Source organism: Profundibacter amoris (assembly GCF_003544895.1).
Taxonomy (GTDB): Bacteria; Pseudomonadota; Alphaproteobacteria; order Rhodobacterales; family Rhodobacteraceae; genus Profundibacter; species Profundibacter amoris.
In genome coordinates, this window is record NZ_CP032125.1 from 68328 (window position 1) to 90338 (window position 22011).

Genomic DNA, 22011 nt, shown 5'->3' on the forward strand with positions numbered 1-22011 from the left:
CCTCAAACCCGATGATACGGCCCGCCCGCCAATATCGTCGCCGCCCGATACAGCTGTTCGCTTAACATCACCCGCACCAGCATATGTGGCCAGACCATCGCCCCGAACGACAGTTTGAAATCGGCGCGATCCCGCAGGGTTTTCGCAATCCCGTCAGCACCTCCAATCACAAAGGCCAGATCGGATGTGCCCTGATCACGCCAGTCGCCCAGCTTTTTGGCAAATTCCGGCGAAGGCATTACGCGGCCTCTCTCGTCCAGCGCACAGATCACAGCACCTTTGGGAATGGCGCGGTCCAGCAACGCCGCCTCGGCATCCATCCCGCCGCCCTTTTTGTCCTCGACCTCGTGCATCGTTACGGGACCAAGGCCAAGGGCCCGCCCCGTGCGGTCAAACCGTTTCAGGTAATCATCCAGCAATTCGCGCTCGGGTCCGGCGCGCATCCGCCCCACCGCGCAAATGTGGACGCGCATCAGGCGTCTCCGGGGCCGGCCCCCTGCCACAGCTTTTCAAGCTGGTAGAATTCGCGCACTTCGGGGCGGAACACATGCACGATCACATCGCCTGCATCGATCAGCACCCAGTCGCCCTGTTCTTTGCCCTCGACCTTGGGGAAAATCTCGAATTTCTGTTTCAGGTCATCGGACAGCTTTTCCGCAATCGCACTGACCTGCCGCGACGAGCGGCCGGAGCAGACGATCATGAAATCGGCGATCTCGGATTTGCCCTTCAGGTCGATTGATATCACATCTTCGGCTTTGTTATCGTCAAGCGAGGATAGGATGCTTTCAAGCAGGGCCTTGCCTGAAACCTTTTTAGCTGTGTTGGACAAACCTGTCCTCCTTAAGAAAAGCGCGGGTTGTGCCACATTGGTAGCACCGGAATCGGTAAATCTCAATGTGCGCTTATGGGCCTGTGTTTGTGCGGGTTCAAGGGGGGAAATGCGGTGGGCGCTGATTGGGCCAGTCGGTGGCCGCGTGCCATGTCTGGCCAAGTTGCAGAATGCGGGCATCCGTGCCGCGCTGGCCGATCAGTTGCAGGCCCGTCGGCAGCCCCTGTTCGCCGAACCCCACCGGCACATTCAGCGCGGGCAGGCCGGTGAGGGAAGCAGGCACGACCACCTCCATCCAGCGGTGGTAAGTGTCCATGTCGCGGCCCATCACAGTTTTGGGCCAGTGCCAGTCGGCGTTGAACGGGAATATCTGGGCCGAGGGCAGGGCCATCACATCGACTTCGGTCTGGCTGGCGAATGCGGCGAACCATTTGCTGCGGATCACGCTGGCGTTGTGGATATCCAGCGGGGACAGGGACAGACCGCGTTCAATCTCCCAGATCATATCCGGTTTCAACAGATCGCGGGTTTTCGGGTTCTGGTAAAGCGGGGCCTGTTTGGTGGCGATGGCCCAACTGCGCAGGGTGGTCCATGCGTGCCACAACTGTTCCGGTGCGATGGGCGGAATGAAGGAAACCACGGTGGTGCCCAGTTCGCGCATCTGTTCCAGCGCGTTTTCGCACAGGGTCAGGATTTCGGGGTCTATCGGGTAATATCCGCCCCAGTCACCAACCCAGCCGATGGTGATGCCGGACATGGTGGATGTGTCGGGCAGGGGCTGGAAGGCGGCCATGCCATGCGGCAAGCGTGCGTCCAGTGTGCCGATGACTTGCAACAACAACGACAGATCGCGGATGCTGCGGGCCATCGGGCCGTTGGTGGATAACTGGTGCAGGAAGGTGTCGCCGACGGGATCGCCTGGCACCAGCCCGTATGAGGGCCGGAACCCGTAGACATTGTTCCACGCCGCCGGATTGCGCAAAGACCCCATCATGTCCGAGCCATCGGTCAGCGCCAGCATCCGCGTGGCCAGCGCCACCGCCGCGCCACCGCTGGAACCGCCTGCGGATCGGGTGGCATCATAGGGGTTGCGGGTGGTGCCGTAGACGGGGTTGTAGCTGTGCGACCCAAGGCCGAATTCCGGCGTGTTGGTTTTGCCGATGATAATCGCGCCCGCCGCGCGGATGCGGGCGACCATCAGGCTGTCGGCAGTCGGGATGTTGTCGGCGAATACGGGCGAGCCAAAGGTGCTGCGCACCCCCCTGGTTTCGGCAAGGTCCTTGATGGCAATCGGCAGGCCGTGCAGCGGGCCTTTGGGGGCAGTGGTATCGGCGGCTTTGGCCTCGGCCAACAGATCGTCGGCGGGGCGCTGGGCCACGATGGCGTTTACGGCGGGGTTAACCGCGTCAATTCGGGCAAGGGTCTGGGCCATCAGGTCGGCGGCGGATATGTCCCTGTTGACCAGCGCCGCAAGGATGCCGGTTGCGTCATTATTCAGGATCATTTCGCGGGTTCCTCAAGCAGCTTTACCTCGCGCTGCGGGAAGGGGATCGAGATATCGTTTTCCTTGAAGGTATCCCAGAGCGCCAGAAACACATTGCCGCGGATGTTGGTCAACCCGCCGGTCGGATCGGTGATCCAGAAGCGCAGAATGTAATCGACCGAACTGTCGCCAAAGCCGACGATATGGCAAACCGGCGGGCGCATCGCCAGAACACGATCAACCGAGGCGGCAGCGTCGCAGGCCAGTTTGCGCACCAGATGCGGATCGTCCGAATAGGCGGTGCCGAAATGGATATCCAGCCGCACGAAATCATTGGTATGGGACCAGTTGACCACCTGATTGGTGATCAGGTCCTCGTTCGGGATCAGGAATTCCTTGCCGTTGCGGGTAACGACCGAGGCATATCTGGCACCCAGCGTATTGATCCAGCCGAATGTATCGCCCAGCGAAATCACATCGCCCGGCTTGATGGATTTATCCAGCAGGATGATGATGCCGGATACAAGGTTCGACACCACCTTTTGCAGGCCGAACCCAAGACCGATGCCGATGGCGCCTGACAGAACCGCAAGGCCGGTCAGGTCGAACCCGACGGCCTTTAGCCCGATGAAAAATGCCGCGCCATACAGGATCACCTGCATGAATTTCACCATCAGCACTTGCATGGATGGCGATATTTCCTTGTTCCCGCGAATGCGTTTGGTGGTGCCGGACGAAATTAAGCGGGCAAGGGTGAACAGCAGAGCCGTTACAACCAGCCCCTTGATGACCACCAACAGTGACAGGTGAAGCCCGCCCAGATCAACCGCGACCTGATCCAGCAATTGCTCGGCGGCTGTGGTCAGGTTCAGGAAATAAAGTGTTGCATATATCCAAGCCCCCCAGGTCACCATACGACGCAAGAAGTTGTTATGGATAAAGCGGGCCGCAAAGACGATCAGCAGCCATGTCAACGATATGGTGCCGACAATGGCCAGCAAATAGGTGCGGGACGGGAACAGGCCCAGCCCGTGGCGCATAAAGGCAATCACCGACCAGATCAGTATAACAAAGGCGATCAACCGCATCCGCCGGTGCAGCATCACCAGTATCCGCAACTGCCATTTCGGCCGCCCTGTCAGCCCGTGCATCCAGTCGCGGAATTTGGGGCCGAAATAGAGTTTGACCAGATAGGCCACGATCAGCAGACCAATCATGATCCCCATCTGGGTCAGCCTTGATGGCATCATCAGGGAATTGCCAAAGGCAAGCAGTTTGTCGAACAATGTCTGTATCTGCGCGCCTGCGCTTTGTGTTTCCGGCTCCATATCCGCAGGTTTGCACAGTTATTATCGCCGTGACAATGGCCAACGCCCTTGCCCATGCCTCGTGTGCGATGTATCCCCGCTGGTATGACTCGGATTTTTGATATGGACGACCACGCCCGCCTGCCCTGGCGGTTCCACGGTCAGACGCTTGCGATCCACGCCGACCTATAATGGTCCGGCGCCCTTTGGCGCTGTTTGTCACCCCTCTCTGTAACACCCTGCGGGAAAGGAAAAACCATGACCGCCCCGAAGACACTTTATGATAAAATCTGGGATGCCCACGTCATTACCGAAGACGACGACGGCACCGCCCTGCTGTATATCGACCGCCATCTGGTGCATGAAGTCACCAGCCCACAGGCTTTTGAAGGCCTGCGCGATGCCGGTCGCAAGGTGCACGCACCGGATAAAACCATTGCTGTGCCGGACCATAACGTGCCGACCACGCTGGACCGCGCAGGCGGTATTATCAGCAACGAGGAATCGCGCATCCAGCTGGATGCGCTGGACAAAAACGCCCGCGATTTCGGCGTGCATTACTATCCGGTCGATGATGTCCGTCAGGGTATCGTGCATATCGTCGGCCCCGAACAGGGCTGGACATTGCCCGGCATGACCGTGGTTTGCGGCGACAGCCACACCGCCACCCACGGCGCGTTTGGCGCACTGGCACACGGGATTGGCACATCCGAGGTGGAACATGTGCTGGCCACGCAGACGCTGATCCAGCAGAAATCGAAAAACATGAAGGTGGAAATCACCGGCAAGCTGCGCCCGGGTGTGACCGCCAAGGACGTGACTCTTGCCGTGATCGGCGCCACCGGCACGGCGGGTGGCACCGGCTTTGTGATCGAATATTGCGGTCAGGTGATCCGCGACATGTCGATGGAAGGCCGCATGACCGTTTGCAATATGGCGATCGAGGGTGGCGCCCGCGCCGGTCTGATTGCGCCGGATGAAACCACCTATGAATATGTCAAAGGCCGCCCGCACGCGCCCAAAGGGGCCGAATGGGAAATGGCGATGGAATGGTGGAAAACACTGTTCACCGACGATGACGCCCATTTCGACAAGGTTCTGGTGCTGAAAGGTGAAGACATCGCGCCGGTGGTTACATGGGGCACCTCGCCCGAGGATGTTCTGCCGATCACCGCATCCGTCCCCGCGCCCGAGGATTTCGAGGGCGGTAAAGTAGACGCCGCCGCGCGGTCGCTGGAATATATGGGCCTGACACCGGGCACCAAACTGACCGACATTCCGATCAACACCGTCTTTATCGGCTCCTGCACCAACGGCCGGATCGAGGATCTTCGCGCCGTGGCCCAAATCGTCAAAGGCAAGATGGTGGCCGATGGGGTGCGTGCCCTGATCGTGCCCGGCTCGGGCCTAGTGCGGGCGCAGGCCGAAGAAGAAGGGCTGGGCGAAATATTCACCGAGGCCGGTTTTGAATGGCGTCTGGCGGGCTGTTCCATGTGTCTAGCGATGAATGACGACCAACTGGCACCGGGCGACAGAAGTGCATCAACCAGCAACCGTAATTTCGAGGGGCGTCAGGGCAAAGGGGGCCGCACCCATCTGGTCAGCCCCGTCATGGCAGCCGCTGCAGCGATCACCGGTCATCTGACTGATGTTCGGGAAATGTTGTAAGGAGAGCGACAATGGATAAATTTGAAAAAATCACCGGTGTCGCAGCACCCATGCCCCTGATCAACATCGACACCGATATGATCATCCCGAAACTGTTTTTGAAAACTATCAAACGGTCGGGTCTTGGCGTGCATCTGTTTGACGAGATGCGTTATAACGATGATGGCAGCGAAAAACCCGATTTTGTGCTGAACCAGCCCGCCTATCGCAACTCCGAAATTATCGTCGCTGGCGATAACTTTGGCTGTGGATCGTCGCGCGAACATGCGCCATGGGCGATCAAGGATTTCGGCATCAAATGTGTGATCTCGACCAGCTTCGCTGACATCTTTTTCAACAACTGTTTCAAGAATGGCATCCTGCCGATCGTTTTGCCGCAAGAGCAAGTCGATCTGTTGATGAAGGACGCTGAAAAAGGGGCGAACGCCCGCATGACGGTGGATTTGGAAGCACAGGAAATCACGACTTCGGATGGTGAAGTGGTGAAATTCGATGTGGATGCCTTTAAAAAGCAATGTCTGCTGGAAGGGCTGGACGATATCGGCCTGACTTTGAAGAAAGCCGATTCGATTGCTAGCTATGAAACCATGTCCGCTTCGTCCCGACCTTGGGTGTAACGGGCTTCTAGCGGATCAAACCACGAAAAACACACAATATAGGGCCCGGTCATAGGTCGGGTCCTTATTGTTGCCAGATTTGATGCAAAGTCGCACCAGTTTTTCCACGAAATTGCCTTAAAAATTCGTTTAAATTTCCCAGTAACTTGTGCTGGGAAGTGAAAGAAGGCAGGAAGTGGCTGATATTAATGCAGACCGCGAAAGCATGCGGAAAATTCGAGGGACAGAGGAACAGCAAGGTGCTGTTTCTCGTGGGGTAGACGGTGTGAAGACAGTTTTTTCCCAACTAACAAGCGCCTTTGTGCGTGCCATTCTGGTGCTTGTTGTTATCTCGATGCCGTCAGTTCTATTGCCAGGGGTGAATGCGGATACAGCGCAAGTCGTGGCGCTGGTTAGTCTTGCGGGTGCCGTTCTGGTTTTCTTTGAATATTCGTCCGCCTATCCCAGCCTTGTCGAATTTCGCGATGCGCCGCCGTTTAACCGTGTGCGCTATGTTTCGTTACTGATAACAGTCTCCCTGCTGACAATCATTGTGCGCGGCGAAGCAGATCCTTCGACCCTGAGCATGTTTGCCAAGGCAACCGGGAATATCATCGGCGAGGCGATTAATTTCGAATACAGCCCGGTTAATCTGGTTGCGTTGATGTTGCCCGCAGATGCCGGGCTTGACCAACTGGTCCTGGTCCGCTCGATCGCCGGGCTTAGCTATCTGATTTCCCTGATGACGCTGGTTGCGTTTCTGATGCTGATCCGGATTCAGGGCTGGCCATCCCGTGGCAAGACATTCAACGTCTGGGTGAACCTGCCCACGTTTGACCCTTCGGCGGGCGGTGATGTTGTTGCACGTCTGGTGCGTGACGGGCGTGTGAATATCATTCTGGGGCTGGTTTTGCCCTTCTTGCTGCCGGTGATGGTTTTGGCCGCGTCCAAGGTGTTTGACCCGATTGTGCTTGATTCCCCGCAAACAATGGTGTGGACAATGACAGCATGGGCATTTCTTCCAACCAGTCTGTTTATGCGCGGGATCGCCATGCGGCGGATCGCGGCGATGATCAAGGAAAAGCGCAAGCGCAGCAACGCCTATGTCGAAAAGCATGGCTATACGCCTGCCTGATCGCGGCTACGCTGGTGTCGCCGGTTCTGGCCGATACCTACAGGATTGCAACCTATAATGCCGAATTACAACGCCGTGGCCCCGGCCTGTTGTTGCGCGATATTCAGTCGGGCAAGGATAAGCAGGTTCTGGCGGTTGCAGATGTGATCCGGCGGGTTTCCCCCGATGTGTTGTTGCTGAACAGGTTTGACTATGATGCGGGTGGTGTTGCGCTGGCGGCCTTTGCCGATCTGCTGAATGATTACCCCTACCGCTTTGCCCTGCGCCCGAATACGGGGATGCAGACGGGGCTGGATATGGACGGGGACGGGCGCGTTGGTGGCCCGCGCGATGGGCAGGGGTATGGGCGTTTTGCCGGGCAAGGGGGTATGGCCATCTTGTCGCGCTATCCACTGGATGCGGAACATGTGCAGGATTTTTCGGCGCTGAAGTGGGCGGCTTTTCCCGATGCACTGTTGCCAATGGTTGATGGCAAGCCGTTTCCGTCACCGCAGGCTTTGGCTGCGCAAAGGTTGTCGTCTGTTGGCCATTGGGTGGTGCCGGTGAAATTACCGGACGGGGTGATCAACCTTATGGCATTTCACGCCGGCCCGCCGGTGTTTGACGGCCCCGAGGACCGCAACGGCAAACGCAACCATGACGAGGTGCGGTTCTGGAGCGTTTATCTGGATGGCGGGCTGGATACGCCACCCGCCAGCGGTCCGTTCGTCATTCTGGGGGATGCCAATCAGGATCCGTTGGATGGCGAGGGGCTGAAAGACGCCATTCGTGGCCTGTTGGCACATCCATTGGTGCAAGACCCCCTGCCGCAAAGTGAAGGGGCTGTGGTGGCCGCGCGGGAGCAGGGCGGGGTAAACGCAAGCCACCAGACCGATCCGACGCTGGATACGGTTGATTGGAAAGACACCCCTGCGCCGGGTAACATGCGGGTGGATTATGTGCTGCCCTCAAAGGATTTGCAGGTTGCGGGCGCGGGGGTTTATTGGCCTGTCGGGGATGCGGATGGGTCGCGGCATCATCTGGTTTGGGTGGATGTAGAGATGGTAAAAAAGCGCTAGAACTAGACTTTTTAGTATCATGTAACCTGTTGATATAGATGCGATAATTTATTGGCAAACATATCCACTAAACCGGTTAAATGGATATGTTTCCAGCAGAGAAATTTACCTGAAAACAAGGTCAGGTGTATTTTCTGACGGGTTCGGATCAGGTATTTGGCAACACCGTCTATTTCACCCCGACCGCTAACGGCATGGCCTGTGCCAACGGTGTGTATTCAAAATCCGGCAGAAAATTGTTGAACGTTGCACCATCAATCCGGTGCGGTTTATTCCACTGGTAACGCATTTCCAGAATGTGTTTGGCCATCGGCCAGAACGGGCGGGCAATCCGGATCGGCAGCCAGTTCATTTTCTTTAGCCGCAAAGGTTGCCCATATGCTTTTTCCACCGCCGCGCATAGCTCGCGACCAGTCAACGCGTATCCGGGAAACGGGATGTCAGCGAAAGCGGGCAGGTCATCGCGCATTTCGGCCAGATCAACGGCCGCCCGGGCCAGATCGGGCAGCCATGCCCACGCATGTTCGATTTCGGGATTGCCGGGGTAGATGAATATGCCTTTGCCGATCTTGGGCGTGATCATCATATCAAACCAGTTGCCCGAGGCCTGCGTATCAATGAAATCCCCCGCCCGTAGCACGATGGTGCGCACACCCGAGGCGCGATAGGCCGCTTCCATTTCGATCCTGATCCGGCCCAGCGGGTTCTTTGCCCCATGTGGTGTGTCTACACCGTAAACCGATGGGGCATCCGCGCCGTAGTTATAGACATTGCCGGGGAGGATCACCGTGGCCTTGGTGGATTTGGCCACCTCGATCACCTGCCTGGTCAGCTTTGGCACCTGCGCGGCCCAGTCGGGGTAAAGCGGGTTCCAGCCGTTCACGATCACATCCGCGCCCCATGCGGCATCCCACAAGTTTTCGGACTTGCGATCAAACTGGCGCACCTCCCAACCACGGGCCTTGAATGCGTCAGCGGCGTTGCGGCCAAAGCGGCCACGTCCGCCAAGGATCAGTACAGTATTGGACATTTGAATAGCTCCTGTGTTGTATTGATCCCAATCTATCCATTCACAGAAAACTATAAATTGCGAAAAAATGCAGATCGTGTATTCATTAATGAATGGATAAATCACTCGCCAATCTCGACTGGTCTCTTATGCAATCCTTCCTTGCCGTGGCCGAGGGAGGCTCGCTTTCTGCTGCTGCGCGGCGTTTGGGGGCCAGCCAGCCAACGCTGGGGCGACAGATTCGGCAAGCCGAACAGCAACTGGGTGTCACCCTGTTCACCCGCAAATCACGCGGGCTGCAACTGACCGATATTGGGCAGGCCCTGCTGCCCGCCGCCCAGACCATGCGCGAAGCGGCGGGGCAGATGGCGCTGGCGGCGGCAGGTCAGGAACAGCAGATCAAAGGCACCGTGCGCATCACCGCCAGTGTTTTCGTTTCGCATCACATCCTGCCGCCGATCATCGCGCATATAGTGCGGCAGGAGCCGGATATCGCCATCGAGCTAACCCCGAACGACGCCAGCGAAAACCTGTTGTTCCGCGAGGCAGATATCGCCATCCGAATGTATCGCCCGACGCAGTTAGATGTGGTTGCAAAACATCTGGGGGATTTACCGCTGGGGGTGTTCGGGTCGGTCGATTATCTGAACCGCAAAGGACGGCCGGAAACGATCGAGGAGATGCTGAACGACCATGATCTGATCGGCTATGACGCGGACGAACAGATCCTGCGCGGGATGCGGCAGATGGGGCAGGATGCCCAACGAGACTGGTTCCATGTTCGTTGTGACAACAACGTGGTTTACTGGGAACTGCTGCGCGCAGGTTGTGGCCTTGGGTTTTCGCAAATCTATGTGGCGATGGATGATCCGCAAGTGGAACAGGTCCTGCCTGATCTGCCCATCCCGCCACTGCCCGTCTGGCTGGTGGCCCATCAGGCCATGCGTCAGACCCCGCGAATACGTCATGTCTGGGATATGCTGGCGAACGGGTTGTCGCCCTTCGTTTCTTGACCCGACGCGCCCAAAAGGTTACGCGGTTGGCAACCCATTTAGATCAAGGACAATAGCAACATGAGCAACCCTTCGCTTCTTATCCTCGCCGGTGACGGTATCGGCCCCGAAGTCATGGTCGAAGTGCGCAAGATCATCGACTGGTTCGGTTCCAAACGCGACCTGACAATCGACGTGACCGAAGACCTTGTCGGTGGCGCCGCCTATGACAAACACGGCACCCCTCTGCATGACGACACCATGGCCCATGCGCAAGAGGTGGACGCGGTTCTGCTGGGCGCTGTGGGCGGCCCGGCCTATGATGATCTGGATTTCTCGGTCAAACCCGAACGCGGGCTTCTGCGCCTGCGCAAGGAAATGGACCTGTTCGCGAACCTGCGCCCCGCGCAGTGTTTTGACGCGCTGGCCGATTTTTCATCACTTAAGAAAGAGCTGGTTGCCGGTCTGGACATCATGATCGTGCGCGAACTGACCTCGGGCAGCTATTTCGGCGAACCCCGCGGCATTTTCGAGGAAAACGGCGAACGCGTGGGCATCAACACCCAGCGGTATACCGAAAGCGAGATCGACCGCGTGGCGCGCTCGGCATTCGAGCTGGCCCGCAAACGCGACAACCGCTTGTGTTCGGTCGAAAAGGCTAACGTGATGGAAAGCGGCATCTTGTGGCGTGAGGTTGTCACCAAAATCGGTGCCGAGGATTACCCCGATGTCGAGCTGTCGCATATGTATGCCGACAATTGCGCAATGCAGCTGGTCCGCAACCCGAAACAGTTCGACACCATCGTCACCGACAACCTGTTCGGCGATATCCTGTCCGATTGTGCCGCCATGCTGACCGGATCACTGGGGATGCTGCCATCCGCCTCGCTGGGGGTGCCAATGGAGAACGGCAAACCCAAGGCGATGTACGAACCTGTGCACGGTTCGGCCCCCGATATTGCCGGACAAGGCAAGGCCAACCCCTGTGCATGCATCCTGAGCTTTGCAATGGCGCTGCGCTATTCCTATGACGAGGGCGCCGAGGCCGACCGTCTGGAAGCCGCAGTAGAAAAGGTTCTGGCCGATGGTGTGCGCACCGCTGACCTGATGCAGGCCGGCGCAGCAAAACCCGCCAACACAAGCGAAATGGGCGATGCGGTGATTGCGGCATTGGATACGAGCCTGTAAACTATTGGTTGAAATGCCAATCGAAAATGTTAAGAAAAAGGGGGCAGTTTTCTGCCCCTTTTTGTATTTTCGAGGTATCTACTTATGAATCGTATATATATGGCATGTGCCCTTTCAATGGCGCTGGCATCTCCGCTTGCCGCAAAAACCCTGACAGAAATGTTCCCCGACATCTCCGAAACCTATAATGACGAAGGCATAAAGGCGCTTGAATCTCTGGATTTCAAACAGGGCAAGATAACAGTTGGCAGCAATCTGGCAACGCTTGATCTGACGGATGAGTTCTATTTCCTTGATGCCAAGGATGCCAATTATGTCCTGACAACACTGTGGGGGAATCCCCCGGACGACAGCACTTTGGGCATGGTTTTCCCCGCGGACAAAACCCCGTTGGATGATACATGGGGGATTGAGGTGTCGTTCGATGATATTGGCTATGTCTCGGATGAAGATGCAGGCAGTTATGATTATGACGAACTGTTAAAAACAATGCAGCAGGACATGCAGGATGAAAACGAATGGCGGCGTGAAAATAACTATCCCTCGCTTGAACTGCTTGGTTGGGCATCTCCGCCACGTTATGATTCCATAGGGCGCAAACTGTATTGGGCAAAAGAGTTACGTTTTGATGGTGATGAGACCACAACGCTGAATTACAATATCCGTATTCTGGGGCGCAAAGGTGTGCTGATTGTGAATTTTATCGCTGATATGGATATGCTGGATCAGGTGAACAAGGCAGTTCCGACGGTTCTGGAAATGACAAACTTTACGGATGGGAACAAATATTCGGATTTCAAGCCATCTATTGATAAAGTCGCGGCTGTCGGAATAGGCGGGCTGATTGCCGGCAAGGTTCTGGCGAAAACCGGCCTGATTGCCGTTGCGCTGATATTCCTGAAGAAGTTTTTCTTTCTGCTGCTGATCCCGCTATATTGGCTTAAGAATCTGTTCGGCCGCAAGAACAGCTGACTGGTATGACATGGGTGGCCGTTATGGCCTTGCCATTCGCCGCCAGATTTTGTAATCCGCCAAACAGTCGGAGTGTAGCTCAGCCTGGTAGAGCACTGCCTTCGGGAGGCAGGGGTCGGAGGTTCGAATCCTCTCACTCCGACCATTAAACAAAGGCCCCTGCGGGGGCCTTTTGCGTTGTGCGGAAACTGGCCGCAATGGTATTCGCAATGTTTCAATTGTCTTATATGCTTGGCACATTCACTTTTATGCCCGCTTCGTCCAGATTGATAAACCAATCATATCGATGCAACATAGATCTTAATATGCTGCTTCGAGCCAGTCAGGCCGTGTAACAACGTCAAAATCCGGAAAGCTCGTTGCGATATCGGCCAAAATCCTTGATGATTGATTGCAGATCCAATGGTGCACATCCTCTGCAAGCTGCAAATTATGTGAGTTGGGATTTGTCACCATGCAGTAGTTCTTATTTGTTTTCAGTGTCCTGGGCAGCGCGGGTATCAATAACCCCTCTCGCAGTAAATAACTGCAGGACGTTACATAGCCGAGCGCCGCACCGCGTCCGTTCAATGCCGTTTGCAAAACAACTGAGTAATCCGGCACACGGATTTCTGGCAGGGAGGTGTTGAGAGATTGACCCGTAGCGTTAAGGAAATTTCGCCACGAAATTCTTGGGCTATCTAGTTTGACCAATGAATGCGCACCACCGGCAAGAGGCGCATCAAGCATCCCGTTTTTCTTAATATACCCGGGTGATGCAACAGCCACGAGCCATTCGGGCGCGAAGGGTACGGCATGATCCTCTGATGCTACATTTGTTTCAAGGCGCAGGCCCAGATCGCAACTCCCCAAGGCGCCGGTTACCTCGCCGCCAGTCAATTGATAGTTCAGCGTGACATCGGGAAAATCGCGGCGGAACTCGGGCATTTGGGGGATCAGCCAATGAGCGGCGAAAGATGTCGAAAGTGACAGCGTCAGTACATTTTTCTGTGCAATGTTGTGTGAAATCTGATCAATTGCGACCTCGATCGCGGCAAACGATAGATGGAGCGCGCGATAAAGGGTTTCCCCGTCCGATGTTAACATTAGCCCCGACTTTTCACGCAAAAACAGCCGTGTTCCCAGATGCGTTTCCAACGCTGCTATGTTTTTGCTGATCGCCGGCTGGGTCACGTTAAGAAGAGCACCGGCGTCGGTAAAGTTTAGCGTCCGCGCGGCACTTTCAAAGGCAAACAGGGACTGGGCAGATGGCAGTTTTTTCCGTAAGGTCATAACTACAAGTTATCCATACCATGAAAATAATCAATATTCTTTTGCACTCGGGCGCATGATCTATTCCAGGATAACGACTCATCTGCAATTGGATAATCAAATTGACCGAACCTCGCCGCCGCAGGAAAAAGCCCTCTGCTTCGCAAGAAGTCGCGCCGCTGTTGCCCTACATTACCAGAACAGCACCGGTTTATGACATTCTGAACGAGGAACAGATCACCGCAATCGAGCAGGCCGCCGAGGATATTCTGGAAAAAATCGGTGTCGAAGTGAGGCATGAGCCAAGCCTGAATCTGTTACGCGAGGCAGGGTGCAAAGTTGAAGGCGAGCGGGTGACGTTCGAGCGTGGATTTTGTCGCAAGCTGGTGGTGGATAATGCCCCGTCCGAATTTGTGCAACATGCCCGCAACCCGGAAAAGTCGGTCAAAATTGGCGGGGATGCGCTGGTTCTGGTGCCGGTTTATGGTCCGCCTTTTGTGGCAGCGAGTGACATAGAACGGCGCTATGGCACGCTGGAAGATTTTAACAATTTCGTGCGCTTGGCACATATGAGTTCAGAGATGCACCACACGGGCGGCCCTATTTGCGAGCCGACCGACATCCCCGTGCCCAAACGGCATCTGGACATGAACTATGGTCATCTGGCGCTGTCGGATAAATGCTTTATGGGGGCGGTGACAGCAAAGGATCGCGCCGAAGACACAATGCGGATGTGCGAGATCGTGTTTGGCAAGGAATTTGTCGATAACAACTGTGTCGTCACAGCGCTTATCAATCTGAATTCGCCGCTGGTTCTGGACGAAACTATGCTGGACGCCGCGCATGTTTATGCTGCGGCAAATCAGGCCACGGTCATTACCCCGTTCATGATTGCGGGCGCGTCCAGCCCGACCACAGTTGCAGGCCTTTGCGCACAATCCCTGGCCGAAACGCTTGTGGGCATGGCGATCACCCAGTTGGTCCGCCCCGGTGCGCCGGTTGTGTTCGGCTTTATGATGCTGGGCATGTCGATGCGTTCGGGCAGCCCGATCCGGTATGATGAAACATGGAAATCCATGTTGATTGCCGGACAACTGGCGCGGCGTCTGGGGGTGCCTTATCGCTGCGGAGGATCGTCATCTAATTCCAAACTGCCGGATGCCCAATCTGGTTGGGAAGGGGCGCTGTATGTCATGTATGCCATGCTGTCCGGCGTGAATTTTCTGATCCATGCCACTGGCACACTCGAGGCCGGTCTGGTGGCGGATTTTGACAAATTCCTGATTGATTGTGACATGCTGGGCGCGGCCTCGAGGATGATGTCGGGCATTGATACAAGCCCGGATGCCCTGGCGTTCGATGCCATTGCCGAGGTTGGCCCTGCAGGTAATTTCCTGTCCTGCGCCCATACAATGGCGCGGTATAAAAGCGTTTTCTATCAGCCGTCGAATGCGGATGGGGATTCTTTTGAACAATGGACGGCCGCTGGTGGGCTGGATGCGGCAGAGCGGGCTACAAAGCGGCGCCATGAAATGCTGGCGGAATACAACGCCCCTGCCCTTGATCCCGAAATTGACGCGGCATTGCAGGCCTTCATGGATGAACGCCGCGCCGTATTACCGGATAGTTTCGCATGAAGGATATGATGGAACAAAAAACTACAACCAAAGATCCTCTGTTGCAGCCTCTTACGATCCGCGGGTTGACGTTGAAGAACCGTGTGATGAGCACCTCGCATGCGTCCGGTATGGACGACGACAACATGCCCGCCCTGCGCTACCAACGCTATCACGAGGAAAAGGCCAAGGGCGGTCTGGCGCTGACAATGTTTGGCGGGTCTTCCAACATTGCGCCGGATTCACCATCGGTGTTTCGGCAACTGAATGCGGGGACGGATGCAATCATTCCCCATTTTCAAGAGTTTTCAGAACGTATTCACCAACATGGCACGGCCCTGATGTGCCAGATTACCCATATGGGGCGGCGTGGGGATGCGCAGGCGGAACACTGGCTGCCGACCATCGCACCCTCACCGGTGCGCGAGGATTTGCACCGGAATTTCCCACGCGAAATGGATCAATACGATATTGACCGCGTGGTTGCTGCCTTCGGTCAGGCGGCACGGCGCTGCGTCGAGGGCGGGCTGGACGGATTGGAAACGCTGGCGGGTGGCCATCTGATCGGGCAATTCTTTTCGCCAAAGACCAATCTTCGCAGCGATGGTTACGGCGGCAGCGTTGAAAACCGCACGCGGTTCGCGCTGATGGTCCATGAAGAAATACGCCGCCAAACGGGCGATGATTTTGTGGTCGGTATGCGCCTGACACTGGATGAGGGCGAAGGCGGTTTACGATTTGACGAGGTCATGCAGATCGCGGAAATCCTCAAACGTGAAGGGGCGATTGATTTCTTTAACTGCATGGTTGGCCGCATGGATACCGAGATCACGCTGGTCGAGGAAAACATGCCGGGGATGAGCCGCCCGCTGGCCCCATACCTTGATAAAGTAGGTGAGTTCCGCCGCGAAATCGGTGTGCCGATATTCCATGCCGCCCGCGTGACAGATGTGGCCAACGCGCGCCATGCGGTGCGCGAGGGCGTGCTGGACATGGTCGCCATGACCCGCGCCCATATTGCCGACCCGCAGATCGTCAACAAGATCATGCGCGGCGAAGAGGACCGTATTCGTCCCTGCATTGGTGCGTCGCACTGTATCCACAAGAAAATCCATTGCATTCATAACCCCGCCTCTGGCCGCGAAACCCTGTTGCCAATGGAGGTGCCTGTCAGCGCCGCACCCGGCAAAAAGGTGGTGGTGGTTGGCGGTGGCCCCGCCGGAATGGAGGCCGCGCGGGTGGCGGCCGAGCGCGGGCACAAAGTGGTTTTGTTTGAAGCCGCGCCAAAGCTGGGCGGGCAAATCCAGTTGGCTGCGAAAACCACATGGCGCAAGGATTTGATCCAGATTGTTGATTGGCGCGAGGCCGAGTTGGACAAACTAGGCGTTGATGTGCGCTGTAATATCTATGCCGAGGCTGCGGATGTTCTGGCGGAAAATCCGGATCATGTATTTGTGTCAACCGGCGGGATGCCGGCAGGGCAAACCCTGCCGGGTGCGGATCTGATTGTCAGCAGTTGGGATATTCTGTCTGGCGATGTGCGGGTCGAACAAGATGTTTTAATATGCGATCATACGGGTCGCCATGAAGCCGTGGCAACGGCTGACCTGTTATCCTCCAAGGGTCACAAGGTGACTCTGACTACCATCGATGCCCACGCGGCAACCGAGATGGGCTATACCGACCGGATTGTTTTCCACAAACGTCTGGCGGCGCAAGGCGTTACAACACTTGCATATCTTAAACTTGGCGCTCTGCGCAAAGAGGGCAACCGTCTGGTGGCGACTTTGACCCACGAGCTGACGGGACAAACACAAGAGATCATCACCGATCAGGTCGTGCTGGAAACCGGTACGGACCCGATGGCAGACGTGTTTTTCGAGCTGCGTGACGGCGCTGCCAACAAAGGGATCAGTGATGTCGATGCGATGGCCAACTGGTCGCCACAACCACAAACCTACACACAGGGATATACGCTGCATCGGCTGGGCGACGCGGTGACCTCGCGCACCATCCATTCCGCGCTGTTGGAGGCCTACCGTTTGGCTATCCACCTATGAGATTGAAAACCAGATACCGGAAATTCCGGAAAAACCGCGCCAAACCAGATTTGGCAATAAACCAACCAAGGGAGAAAACTATGAAACTGAACAGAAGAATATTTACACTGACCGCTACAGCGGCTTTGGCAATATCCACCAGCATGTCATTTGCGGGTGAAGCGCTTGACCGCGTCATGGCGGCAGGTGTTTTGAAAGTCGCCACTGACGCAAACTGGGCGCCGCAATCGTTCATCAATGACGACAATAAAATGGATGGCTTCGATGTGGATGTGGCCCGCGAGATTGCAAAACGTCTGGGCGTTGATGTCGAATTTGTAACGCCTTCATGGGATGTTATCACTGCTGGCCGCTGGAATGGCCGCTGGGACCTGTCTGTCGGGTCAATGACACCGACCAAAAAACGCGCCGAAGTGCTGGCTTTTCCGGCTGTGTATTACTACACACCCGCGTCTATCGCCGTGCACAAAGACAGCCCTTACCAAAAGATATCCGACCTGAATGGCAAGGCCGTTGGCGCGGGCACAGCAACGACGTTCGAACTGTACCTGCAACATGATCTGCAAATTGATGCCGAAGGTGTGCCACCTTTCGAGTATCAGCTAACAGCTGAAAACAAATCCTACAAAGACAGCACTGCTGCGATGGACGACCTGCGCCTGGGTGATGGTGTTCGCTTGAACGGCATGGTTGGATCTTTGCCAGCAATCCTTTCGGCAATAAAGGCGAACTATCCGCTACGGGTGCTGGGCGAGCCGGTATTCTACGAACCGCTGGCGCTGGCAATTGATCTGGGGGATGCGGAATTCAACGACAAACTGGCCGGATTTGTGGCTGATATGAAGACTGATGGAACGCTTACCGACCTATCCATGAAATGGTACGGCGTCGATTACACCTCTACTGCCGAATAACTATCTCGCGATGTTTTGAAATATAATCCGGCCCAATCAGGTTTGGGCCGGATTGCGACACAGGGGAGAGAACATGCTATTTGCAGATACAGTGGTGGCCGATCCAGCAGTCCACAAGCCAAAAGTCATGGCGATTATTTTCATAATCGGCTTTGTCATATTCAGCCTTATGGGATTGAATGATACCATCTTTGGCGAGTTCCTGCGCCCGGCGATTGGCGAGCCAACGGAATCCGGCCTGCTCGGAAATTTAGCCATCGGTATGGTTATATCGATGATATTCACCGCAAACATTATTTTGATCGGTTTTTTGCCATTTCGGCTGCAGGTCCTTATTGTCTGGTTTGAGTTGCTCCTGTTGTTTTTGACGTTCTTTTACAGCTTCGGGCTGGATTTTGCCTTCATCCGCTCCAAAGTCTGGTTCATGATCTCGCAAGGCGTGTTCACCACGCTTTACATATCGGCGATATCCATCACCCTCGCCTCGATCGTGGCTATTTTCGGGGCTGTGGCCAAACTGTCGTCGAACGGGTTCGCCTATGCGATTGCAAGTTTTTACACATCGTTTTTTCGCGGTCTTCCGCTGTTGATGCAGGTCTATCTGATTTATCTGGGCCTGCCACAACTGGGCTATGTCATCGACGCGGTTCCAGCAGGCATTCTGGCGCTGACCCTGTGTTACGGCGCCTATATGACCGAAATTTTTCGCGCCGGCATCCAGTCGATCAACAAGGGACAGTGGGAAGCGTCGCGCTCCATGGGCTTTAAGTTCGGGCTGACCATGCGTCGCATCATCCTGCCCCAAGCCATGCCTTTGATTATTCCCCCCACCGGAAACCAGTTTATCGCGATGCTCAAAGACAGCTCGTTGGTGTCGGTCATCGGGGTTTGGGAATTGATGTTTCTGGCGCGTACCTTGGGCAATAAGGATTTCAAACATATGGAAATGCTGATCACCGCCGCGCTGATTTACTGGTGTCTGACGATGGTTCTGGAAGTAATCCAGAGCCGCATTGAACGCCACTATCGCACCATAAGCCATTAAGGAGACCGCCCATGTCAGAACCTATTATTCAAATGATCGGTGTCAGCAAATGGTATGGCAGCTTCAGGGCCCTTACCGACATCGACTTTACCGTGAACAAAGGTGACAAGATCGTGGTTTGCGGGCCGTCCGGCTCTGGTAAATCCACCATGATCCGCACCCTGAACTGGTTAGAGGCACATCAGGAAGGCAAGATCATCGTCAATGGCATCGAGATGCACGAAAAGATGAAAAACGTTGACGCGGTGCGCATGGATATTGGCATGGTGTTCCAGCACTTCAACCTGTTTCCACATATGACGGTCCTGGAAAACCTGATGGCGGGGCCGATGTGGGTGCGGGGTGTTAAAGAAGATGAAGCGCGCAAAACCGCGATGAAGTTCCTTGATCGCGTGCGCATCCCCGAACAGGCCGAAAAATATCCGGGGCAATTATCTGGCGGCCAGCAACAACGTGTGGCAAACGCACGTTCATTGTGCATGAAACCCAAAGTGATGCTGTTTGACGAGCCAACCTCGGCGCTTGATCCCGAAATGGTTGCCGAGGTTCTGGATACTATGATCGAACTGGCCAATGACGGTATGACGATGGTTTGCGTGACCCATGAAATGGGGTTCGCCAAAGCGGTTGCCGACCGCGTTGTGTTCATGGATGAAGGCGCGATTCTCGAGGAGAGTGACCCGCACAGCTTTTTCGACAACCCGCAAAACCCACGGACGCAGAACTTCCTTAGCCAGATCCTGCAACATTGAACAATATCATATATTAAGTTGGTGCAGCGATGGCCTTTGCGGCGTGATTTGCACCCAATGTCCGATCTGAGGAAACCGTACCGGATAATGTTTGGATAAACTGGACCTGTCACGAAATTGTGCCGCTAAGGGTTTATGTTGTACAGATCGGCAGAACAAGACGGTTTGATGCTCAGATCAGTTTATTGCCCACAGCCGTCGAAACCACTTGTGCCAGTGTTTTGCAGCCCAGTTTCTTTTTGGCAGATCGAACAAGGTTTTTCACCTTGCCCTCGCTAATACGATGTAATTCGGCGACTTCTTTTTGGCTGGATCCGTTGGCAAAGGCTTTCAATACCAGAATTTCCTCTCTGGTTAGGGAACTGCGATCCTCAATCGTATCCAGAAACTCAACGAATAGGGTATCGGTAAGATCAAGCTCCTCGTCACTTAATTGCCGGTCAGGGCGACTTATGGAGCACCACGAAAATGTTAAACCTTTGCGACGGGCAAAGATTGCTCCGTAATTCAGATCGTATTTCGTTGCTTCTTGTAAAACCCTGCTTTTACTGGTGAAGGCAATTTCCGACCAGCGTTTGTAACCCGTGTGTGTGAGGGTCCATAGGAATATTGGATCTTTTAGGAAATAACCGCGATCCTGATAGATTGTTTGCCATGCCTTGGGAAAGGAAGTGTCAAAATACTCGGGCCCGCTAATTGTGTAATTCAGCGCAAAAACATAGCCGGACGGTGCGATATCCCGCAGAATTTTTATTCGTTCGTTATAGTTAATAATTTTGTCTGGGAGAGGAAGAACGTCCACTGGTTAAGGCCCTTTATTCATTACAATTTGCCCTATTGGACGATTACACATGTCTAATTGGACAATTATTACAGATAATTCAAGTTTTTCTTTCTACCAATGCGATAGTGGTTATGCCTGATTTCAACAACCAGCGAGTAGGACCAATGGTCGACACCGAAATGCCAAACACCCTAGTTGCCGAGTTTACCAGCGATATGCTGCACACACTGGTTGAGTACTTTGACTATTTCGCCTGCGATGAAGGGGTCATCAGCATCGAGGTGAATATGATGGGCATCTGGCTTGAGGATCCCAACACAAAAACGAAGAAATTTGTCGGTAAGGCCAGGCTATCGGAGCAGCAAAAGAAAAAGATGCGACAGGCAGAGAAATGTCGCAAGGAACACTAGGAAATCAGATGAATATTACAGTCGGAAATCTATGTGATCAAAGTGGCATCAATAGTGTTATTAACGGGTTTCTTAAACTTAGGAAGCAGGTGTTCATCGAAAAGATGGATTGGGAGCTGATCTCGCAGGACCAGATCGAGTATGAGCAGTACGATATGATCACAACAACCTATGTTATCGCCCATGAACAAGGCGAGGTCGTTGGTGGCGCAAGGCTGGTTAGAACCGATACCATTTTACCAACAACATTTGGCAGGACGCATTATTCATACATGATCCGTGATGCCTATCTGGGCCTGCTATCGGGTTTACCCAAAGAGCTATGTTATGACGAGCCGCCGAGAGATCCCAAGATTTGGGAACTGACACGATTTGTGGTTACGGACGGCGCAAGGGTTGGCGCGGCTATTCTGGAAAAGGTGAATGAATACCTGAAAGAGCAGGGTGCCGATAGCTGTCTGTTTCTGGGCCCACCCGCGTTTATGCGAATGAGCAAAAGCATGGGTTATCAACCAAAACCGATGGGAAAAATTGTGGCCAATGAATCCGGAAGGTTTTTGGCATTTTCATGTGATGTTGTTTAGTGGTTAAGGATTTTTGAAATGGACCGAGAGAAAGATCTTGCCGACCGGGTGCATGGTTTGTTTCAAGCAGATAGCGGTATGATTGACATAATTCCGTCAGAAGCATCCCATATCATTATTGACCGCAATACAGGTAAAGAGATCGGTCTGCTTTTCCGCTTGGCGAGCGGTCTTTCCCTGCCATTTTGGTATGCAGACAAGAAAACGAAAATGAACATCGCATTTTTGGACGTTGGATAATCCAGAAGTCCAGCACTCAAGCCGTAATACAACCCATTATCAAAGGTTTACCTGTTCTTAGGGTAATCGGGGCTTAGCCGCCGAATATAAGTTATAGTTATTGAAATAATACCTA

At 54.7% G+C, this 22011-nt stretch carries 22 protein-coding genes and 1 tRNA gene; 16 read left to right on the forward strand and 7 right to left on the reverse strand.

Annotation, left to right across the window (positions count from 1 at the left end; translation table 11 throughout):
- Positions 1–2 precede the first annotated feature (2 nt).
- From rlmH to BAR1_RS00310, 4 genes are all read right to left on the reverse strand, one after another.
- A complete protein-coding gene (gene rlmH / locus BAR1_RS00295) occupies positions 3–473 on the reverse strand; it encodes a 23S rRNA (pseudouridine(1915)-N(3))-methyltransferase RlmH (protein ID WP_118941167.1) in 471 nt (156 codons plus the stop codon).
- Positions 473–832: a ribosome silencing factor gene (rsfS, locus tag BAR1_RS00300; RefSeq protein WP_228408630.1), complete on the reverse strand. Its 360-nt coding sequence runs from the start codon at positions 830–832 to the stop codon at positions 473–475. The genes rlmH and rsfS overlap by 1 nt, the downstream gene beginning before the upstream one ends.
- A 97-nt stretch (positions 833–929) precedes the next feature.
- Complete coding sequence (locus tag BAR1_RS00305) at positions 930–2336, reverse strand: amidase (protein WP_118941169.1); 1407 nt, start codon at positions 2334–2336, stop codon at positions 930–932.
- Entirely contained in the window at positions 2333–3643 is a 1311-nt protein-coding gene (locus BAR1_RS00310) for a mechanosensitive ion channel family protein (RefSeq protein ID WP_118941170.1), read from the reverse strand. Before BAR1_RS00310 ends, BAR1_RS00305 begins: the two co-directional genes overlap by 4 nt.
- 237 nt (positions 3644–3880) lie before the next feature.
- On the opposite strand from BAR1_RS00310, the gene leuC reads away from it, so the two are divergent.
- The 4 genes from leuC to BAR1_RS00330 all read left to right on the forward strand — a co-directional run bounded on the left by leuC (position 3881) and on the right by BAR1_RS00330 (position 8079).
- Positions 3881–5290: a 3-isopropylmalate dehydratase large subunit gene (gene leuC, locus BAR1_RS00315; RefSeq protein ID WP_118941171.1), complete on the forward strand. Its 1410-nt coding sequence runs from the start codon at positions 3881–3883 to the stop codon at positions 5288–5290.
- 11 nt (positions 5291–5301) lie between these two features.
- Complete coding sequence (leuD, locus tag BAR1_RS00320) at positions 5302–5907, forward strand: 3-isopropylmalate dehydratase small subunit (protein ID WP_118941172.1); 606 nt, start codon at positions 5302–5304, stop codon at positions 5905–5907.
- Positions 5908–6172: 265 nt separating this feature from the next.
- The gene (locus BAR1_RS00325) at positions 6173–7021 is read left to right on the forward strand and encodes a hypothetical protein (RefSeq protein ID WP_228408632.1); all 849 of its coding nucleotides are present in this window, start codon (positions 6173–6175) and stop codon (positions 7019–7021) included.
- Between the two features lie 14 nt (positions 7022–7035).
- Complete coding sequence (locus tag BAR1_RS00330; RefSeq protein WP_323368596.1) at positions 7036–8079, forward strand: endonuclease/exonuclease/phosphatase family protein; 1044 nt, start codon at positions 7036–7038, stop codon at positions 8077–8079.
- Between the two features lie 169 nt (positions 8080–8248).
- Here BAR1_RS00330 and BAR1_RS00335 read toward each other — a convergent pair whose 3' ends face one another.
- Positions 8249–9109 carry a Rossmann-fold NAD(P)-binding domain-containing protein gene (locus tag BAR1_RS00335; RefSeq protein WP_118941173.1) on the reverse strand — a complete coding sequence of 287 codons (861 nt, stop codon included), beginning with the start codon at positions 9107–9109 and terminating at the stop codon, positions 8249–8251.
- A 92-nt stretch (positions 9110–9201) separates the two neighbouring features.
- On the opposite strand from BAR1_RS00335, the gene BAR1_RS00340 reads away from it, so the two are divergent.
- The 4 genes from BAR1_RS00340 to BAR1_RS00355 all read left to right on the forward strand — a co-directional run bounded on the left by BAR1_RS00340 (position 9202) and on the right by BAR1_RS00355 (position 12385).
- Positions 9202–10101 carry a LysR family transcriptional regulator gene (locus tag BAR1_RS00340; protein ID WP_118941174.1) on the forward strand — a complete coding sequence of 300 codons (900 nt, stop codon included), beginning with the start codon at positions 9202–9204 and terminating at the stop codon, positions 10099–10101.
- Between the two features lie 60 nt (positions 10102–10161).
- Complete coding sequence (gene leuB / locus BAR1_RS00345) at positions 10162–11268, forward strand: 3-isopropylmalate dehydrogenase (protein WP_118941175.1); 1107 nt, start codon at positions 10162–10164, stop codon at positions 11266–11268.
- 84 nt (positions 11269–11352) lie between these two features.
- The gene (locus BAR1_RS00350; RefSeq protein ID WP_118941176.1) at positions 11353–12240 is read left to right on the forward strand and encodes a DUF2167 domain-containing protein; all 888 of its coding nucleotides are present in this window, start codon (positions 11353–11355) and stop codon (positions 12238–12240) included.
- Positions 12241–12308: 68 nt separating this feature from the next.
- Positions 12309–12385: transfer RNA gene (locus BAR1_RS00355), tRNA-Pro, on the forward strand.
- A 155-nt stretch (positions 12386–12540) separates the two neighbouring features.
- Here the strand turns inward: BAR1_RS00355 and BAR1_RS00360 are convergent.
- Positions 12541–13512 carry a LysR substrate-binding domain-containing protein gene (locus BAR1_RS00360; protein WP_118941177.1) on the reverse strand — a complete coding sequence of 324 codons (972 nt, stop codon included), beginning with the start codon at positions 13510–13512 and terminating at the stop codon, positions 12541–12543.
- A gap of 101 nt (positions 13513–13613) precedes the next feature.
- On the opposite strand from BAR1_RS00360, the gene BAR1_RS00365 reads away from it, so the two are divergent.
- The 5 genes from BAR1_RS00365 (at position 13614) to BAR1_RS00385 (ending at position 19878) form a co-directional block, all read left to right on the forward strand.
- The gene (locus tag BAR1_RS00365; protein ID WP_118941178.1) at positions 13614–15128 is read left to right on the forward strand and encodes a trimethylamine methyltransferase family protein; all 1515 of its coding nucleotides are present in this window, start codon (positions 13614–13616) and stop codon (positions 15126–15128) included.
- An 8-nt stretch (positions 15129–15136) separates the two neighbouring features.
- Positions 15137–17167: an NADH:flavin oxidoreductase gene (locus BAR1_RS00370; RefSeq protein ID WP_118944283.1), complete on the forward strand. Its 2031-nt coding sequence runs from the start codon at positions 15137–15139 to the stop codon at positions 17165–17167.
- A gap of 80 nt (positions 17168–17247) precedes the next feature.
- The gene (locus BAR1_RS00375) at positions 17248–18081 is read left to right on the forward strand and encodes a transporter substrate-binding domain-containing protein (RefSeq protein WP_118941179.1); all 834 of its coding nucleotides are present in this window, start codon (positions 17248–17250) and stop codon (positions 18079–18081) included.
- A gap of 73 nt (positions 18082–18154) precedes the next feature.
- On the forward strand, positions 18155–19126 hold the full coding sequence (locus BAR1_RS00380; RefSeq protein ID WP_118941180.1) for an amino acid ABC transporter permease: 972 nt from the start codon (positions 18155–18157) through the stop codon (positions 19124–19126).
- Positions 19127–19137: 11 nt separating this feature from the next.
- On the forward strand, positions 19138–19878 hold the full coding sequence (locus tag BAR1_RS00385) for an amino acid ABC transporter ATP-binding protein (RefSeq protein WP_118941181.1): 741 nt from the start codon (positions 19138–19140) through the stop codon (positions 19876–19878).
- 172 nt (positions 19879–20050) lie between these two features.
- Here BAR1_RS00385 and BAR1_RS00390 read toward each other — a convergent pair whose 3' ends face one another.
- Positions 20051–20680: a helix-turn-helix transcriptional regulator gene (locus BAR1_RS00390; protein ID WP_118941182.1), complete on the reverse strand. Its 630-nt coding sequence runs from the start codon at positions 20678–20680 to the stop codon at positions 20051–20053.
- A gap of 113 nt (positions 20681–20793) precedes the next feature.
- On the opposite strand from BAR1_RS00390, the gene BAR1_RS00395 reads away from it, so the two are divergent.
- From BAR1_RS00395 to BAR1_RS00405, 3 genes are read left to right on the forward strand one after another with little or no spacing between them, the layout of a single operon-like run.
- Complete coding sequence (locus BAR1_RS00395; protein ID WP_162891617.1) at positions 20794–21072, forward strand: hypothetical protein; 279 nt, start codon at positions 20794–20796, stop codon at positions 21070–21072.
- A gap of 8 nt (positions 21073–21080) precedes the next feature.
- Positions 21081–21656 carry an acyl-homoserine-lactone synthase gene (locus BAR1_RS00400; RefSeq protein ID WP_162891619.1) on the forward strand — a complete coding sequence of 192 codons (576 nt, stop codon included), beginning with the start codon at positions 21081–21083 and terminating at the stop codon, positions 21654–21656.
- Positions 21657–21674: 18 nt separating this feature from the next.
- The gene (locus BAR1_RS00405) at positions 21675–21896 is read left to right on the forward strand and encodes a hypothetical protein (protein WP_118941185.1); all 222 of its coding nucleotides are present in this window, start codon (positions 21675–21677) and stop codon (positions 21894–21896) included.
- Positions 21897–22011: the final 115 nt, after the last annotated feature.

What these genes read in the sequence shown, in the direction of transcription:
- BAR1_RS00370 (WP_118944283.1), top strand. Translation starts at nt 15,137, where the DNA reads ATGGAACAAAAAACTACAACCAAAGATCCTCTGTTGCAGCCTCTTACG.
- BAR1_RS00305 (WP_118941169.1), bottom strand. Translation starts at nt 2,336, where the DNA reads ATGATCCTGAATAATGACGCAACCGGCATCCTTGCGGCGCTGGTCAAC.
- rlmH (WP_118941167.1), bottom strand. Translation starts at nt 473, where the DNA reads ATGCGCGTCCACATTTGCGCGGTGGGGCGGATGCGCGCCGGACCCGAG.
- BAR1_RS00400 (WP_162891619.1), top strand. Translation starts at nt 21,081, where the DNA reads ATGAATATTACAGTCGGAAATCTATGTGATCAAAGTGGCATCAATAGT.
- BAR1_RS00375 (WP_118941179.1), top strand. Translation starts at nt 17,248, where the DNA reads ATGAAACTGAACAGAAGAATATTTACACTGACCGCTACAGCGGCTTTG.
- BAR1_RS00405 (WP_118941185.1), top strand. Translation starts at nt 21,675, where the DNA reads ATGGACCGAGAGAAAGATCTTGCCGACCGGGTGCATGGTTTGTTTCAA.
- BAR1_RS00350 (WP_118941176.1), top strand. Translation starts at nt 11,353, where the DNA reads ATGAATCGTATATATATGGCATGTGCCCTTTCAATGGCGCTGGCATCT.
- BAR1_RS00360 (WP_118941177.1), bottom strand. Translation starts at nt 13,512, where the DNA reads ATGACCTTACGGAAAAAACTGCCATCTGCCCAGTCCCTGTTTGCCTTT.
- BAR1_RS00310 (WP_118941170.1), bottom strand. Translation starts at nt 3,643, where the DNA reads ATGGAGCCGGAAACACAAAGCGCAGGCGCGCAGATACAGACATTGTTC.
- BAR1_RS00340 (WP_118941174.1), top strand. Translation starts at nt 9,202, where the DNA reads ATGGATAAATCACTCGCCAATCTCGACTGGTCTCTTATGCAATCCTTC.
- BAR1_RS00395 (WP_162891617.1), top strand. Translation starts at nt 20,794, where the DNA reads ATGCCTGATTTCAACAACCAGCGAGTAGGACCAATGGTCGACACCGAA.
- leuD (WP_118941172.1), top strand. Translation starts at nt 5,302, where the DNA reads ATGGATAAATTTGAAAAAATCACCGGTGTCGCAGCACCCATGCCCCTG.
- BAR1_RS00385 (WP_118941181.1), top strand. Translation starts at nt 19,138, where the DNA reads ATGTCAGAACCTATTATTCAAATGATCGGTGTCAGCAAATGGTATGGC.
- BAR1_RS00380 (WP_118941180.1), top strand. Translation starts at nt 18,155, where the DNA reads ATGCTATTTGCAGATACAGTGGTGGCCGATCCAGCAGTCCACAAGCCA.
- leuB (WP_118941175.1), top strand. Translation starts at nt 10,162, where the DNA reads ATGAGCAACCCTTCGCTTCTTATCCTCGCCGGTGACGGTATCGGCCCC.
- BAR1_RS00335 (WP_118941173.1), bottom strand. Translation starts at nt 9,109, where the DNA reads ATGTCCAATACTGTACTGATCCTTGGCGGACGTGGCCGCTTTGGCCGC.
- leuC (WP_118941171.1), top strand. Translation starts at nt 3,881, where the DNA reads ATGACCGCCCCGAAGACACTTTATGATAAAATCTGGGATGCCCACGTC.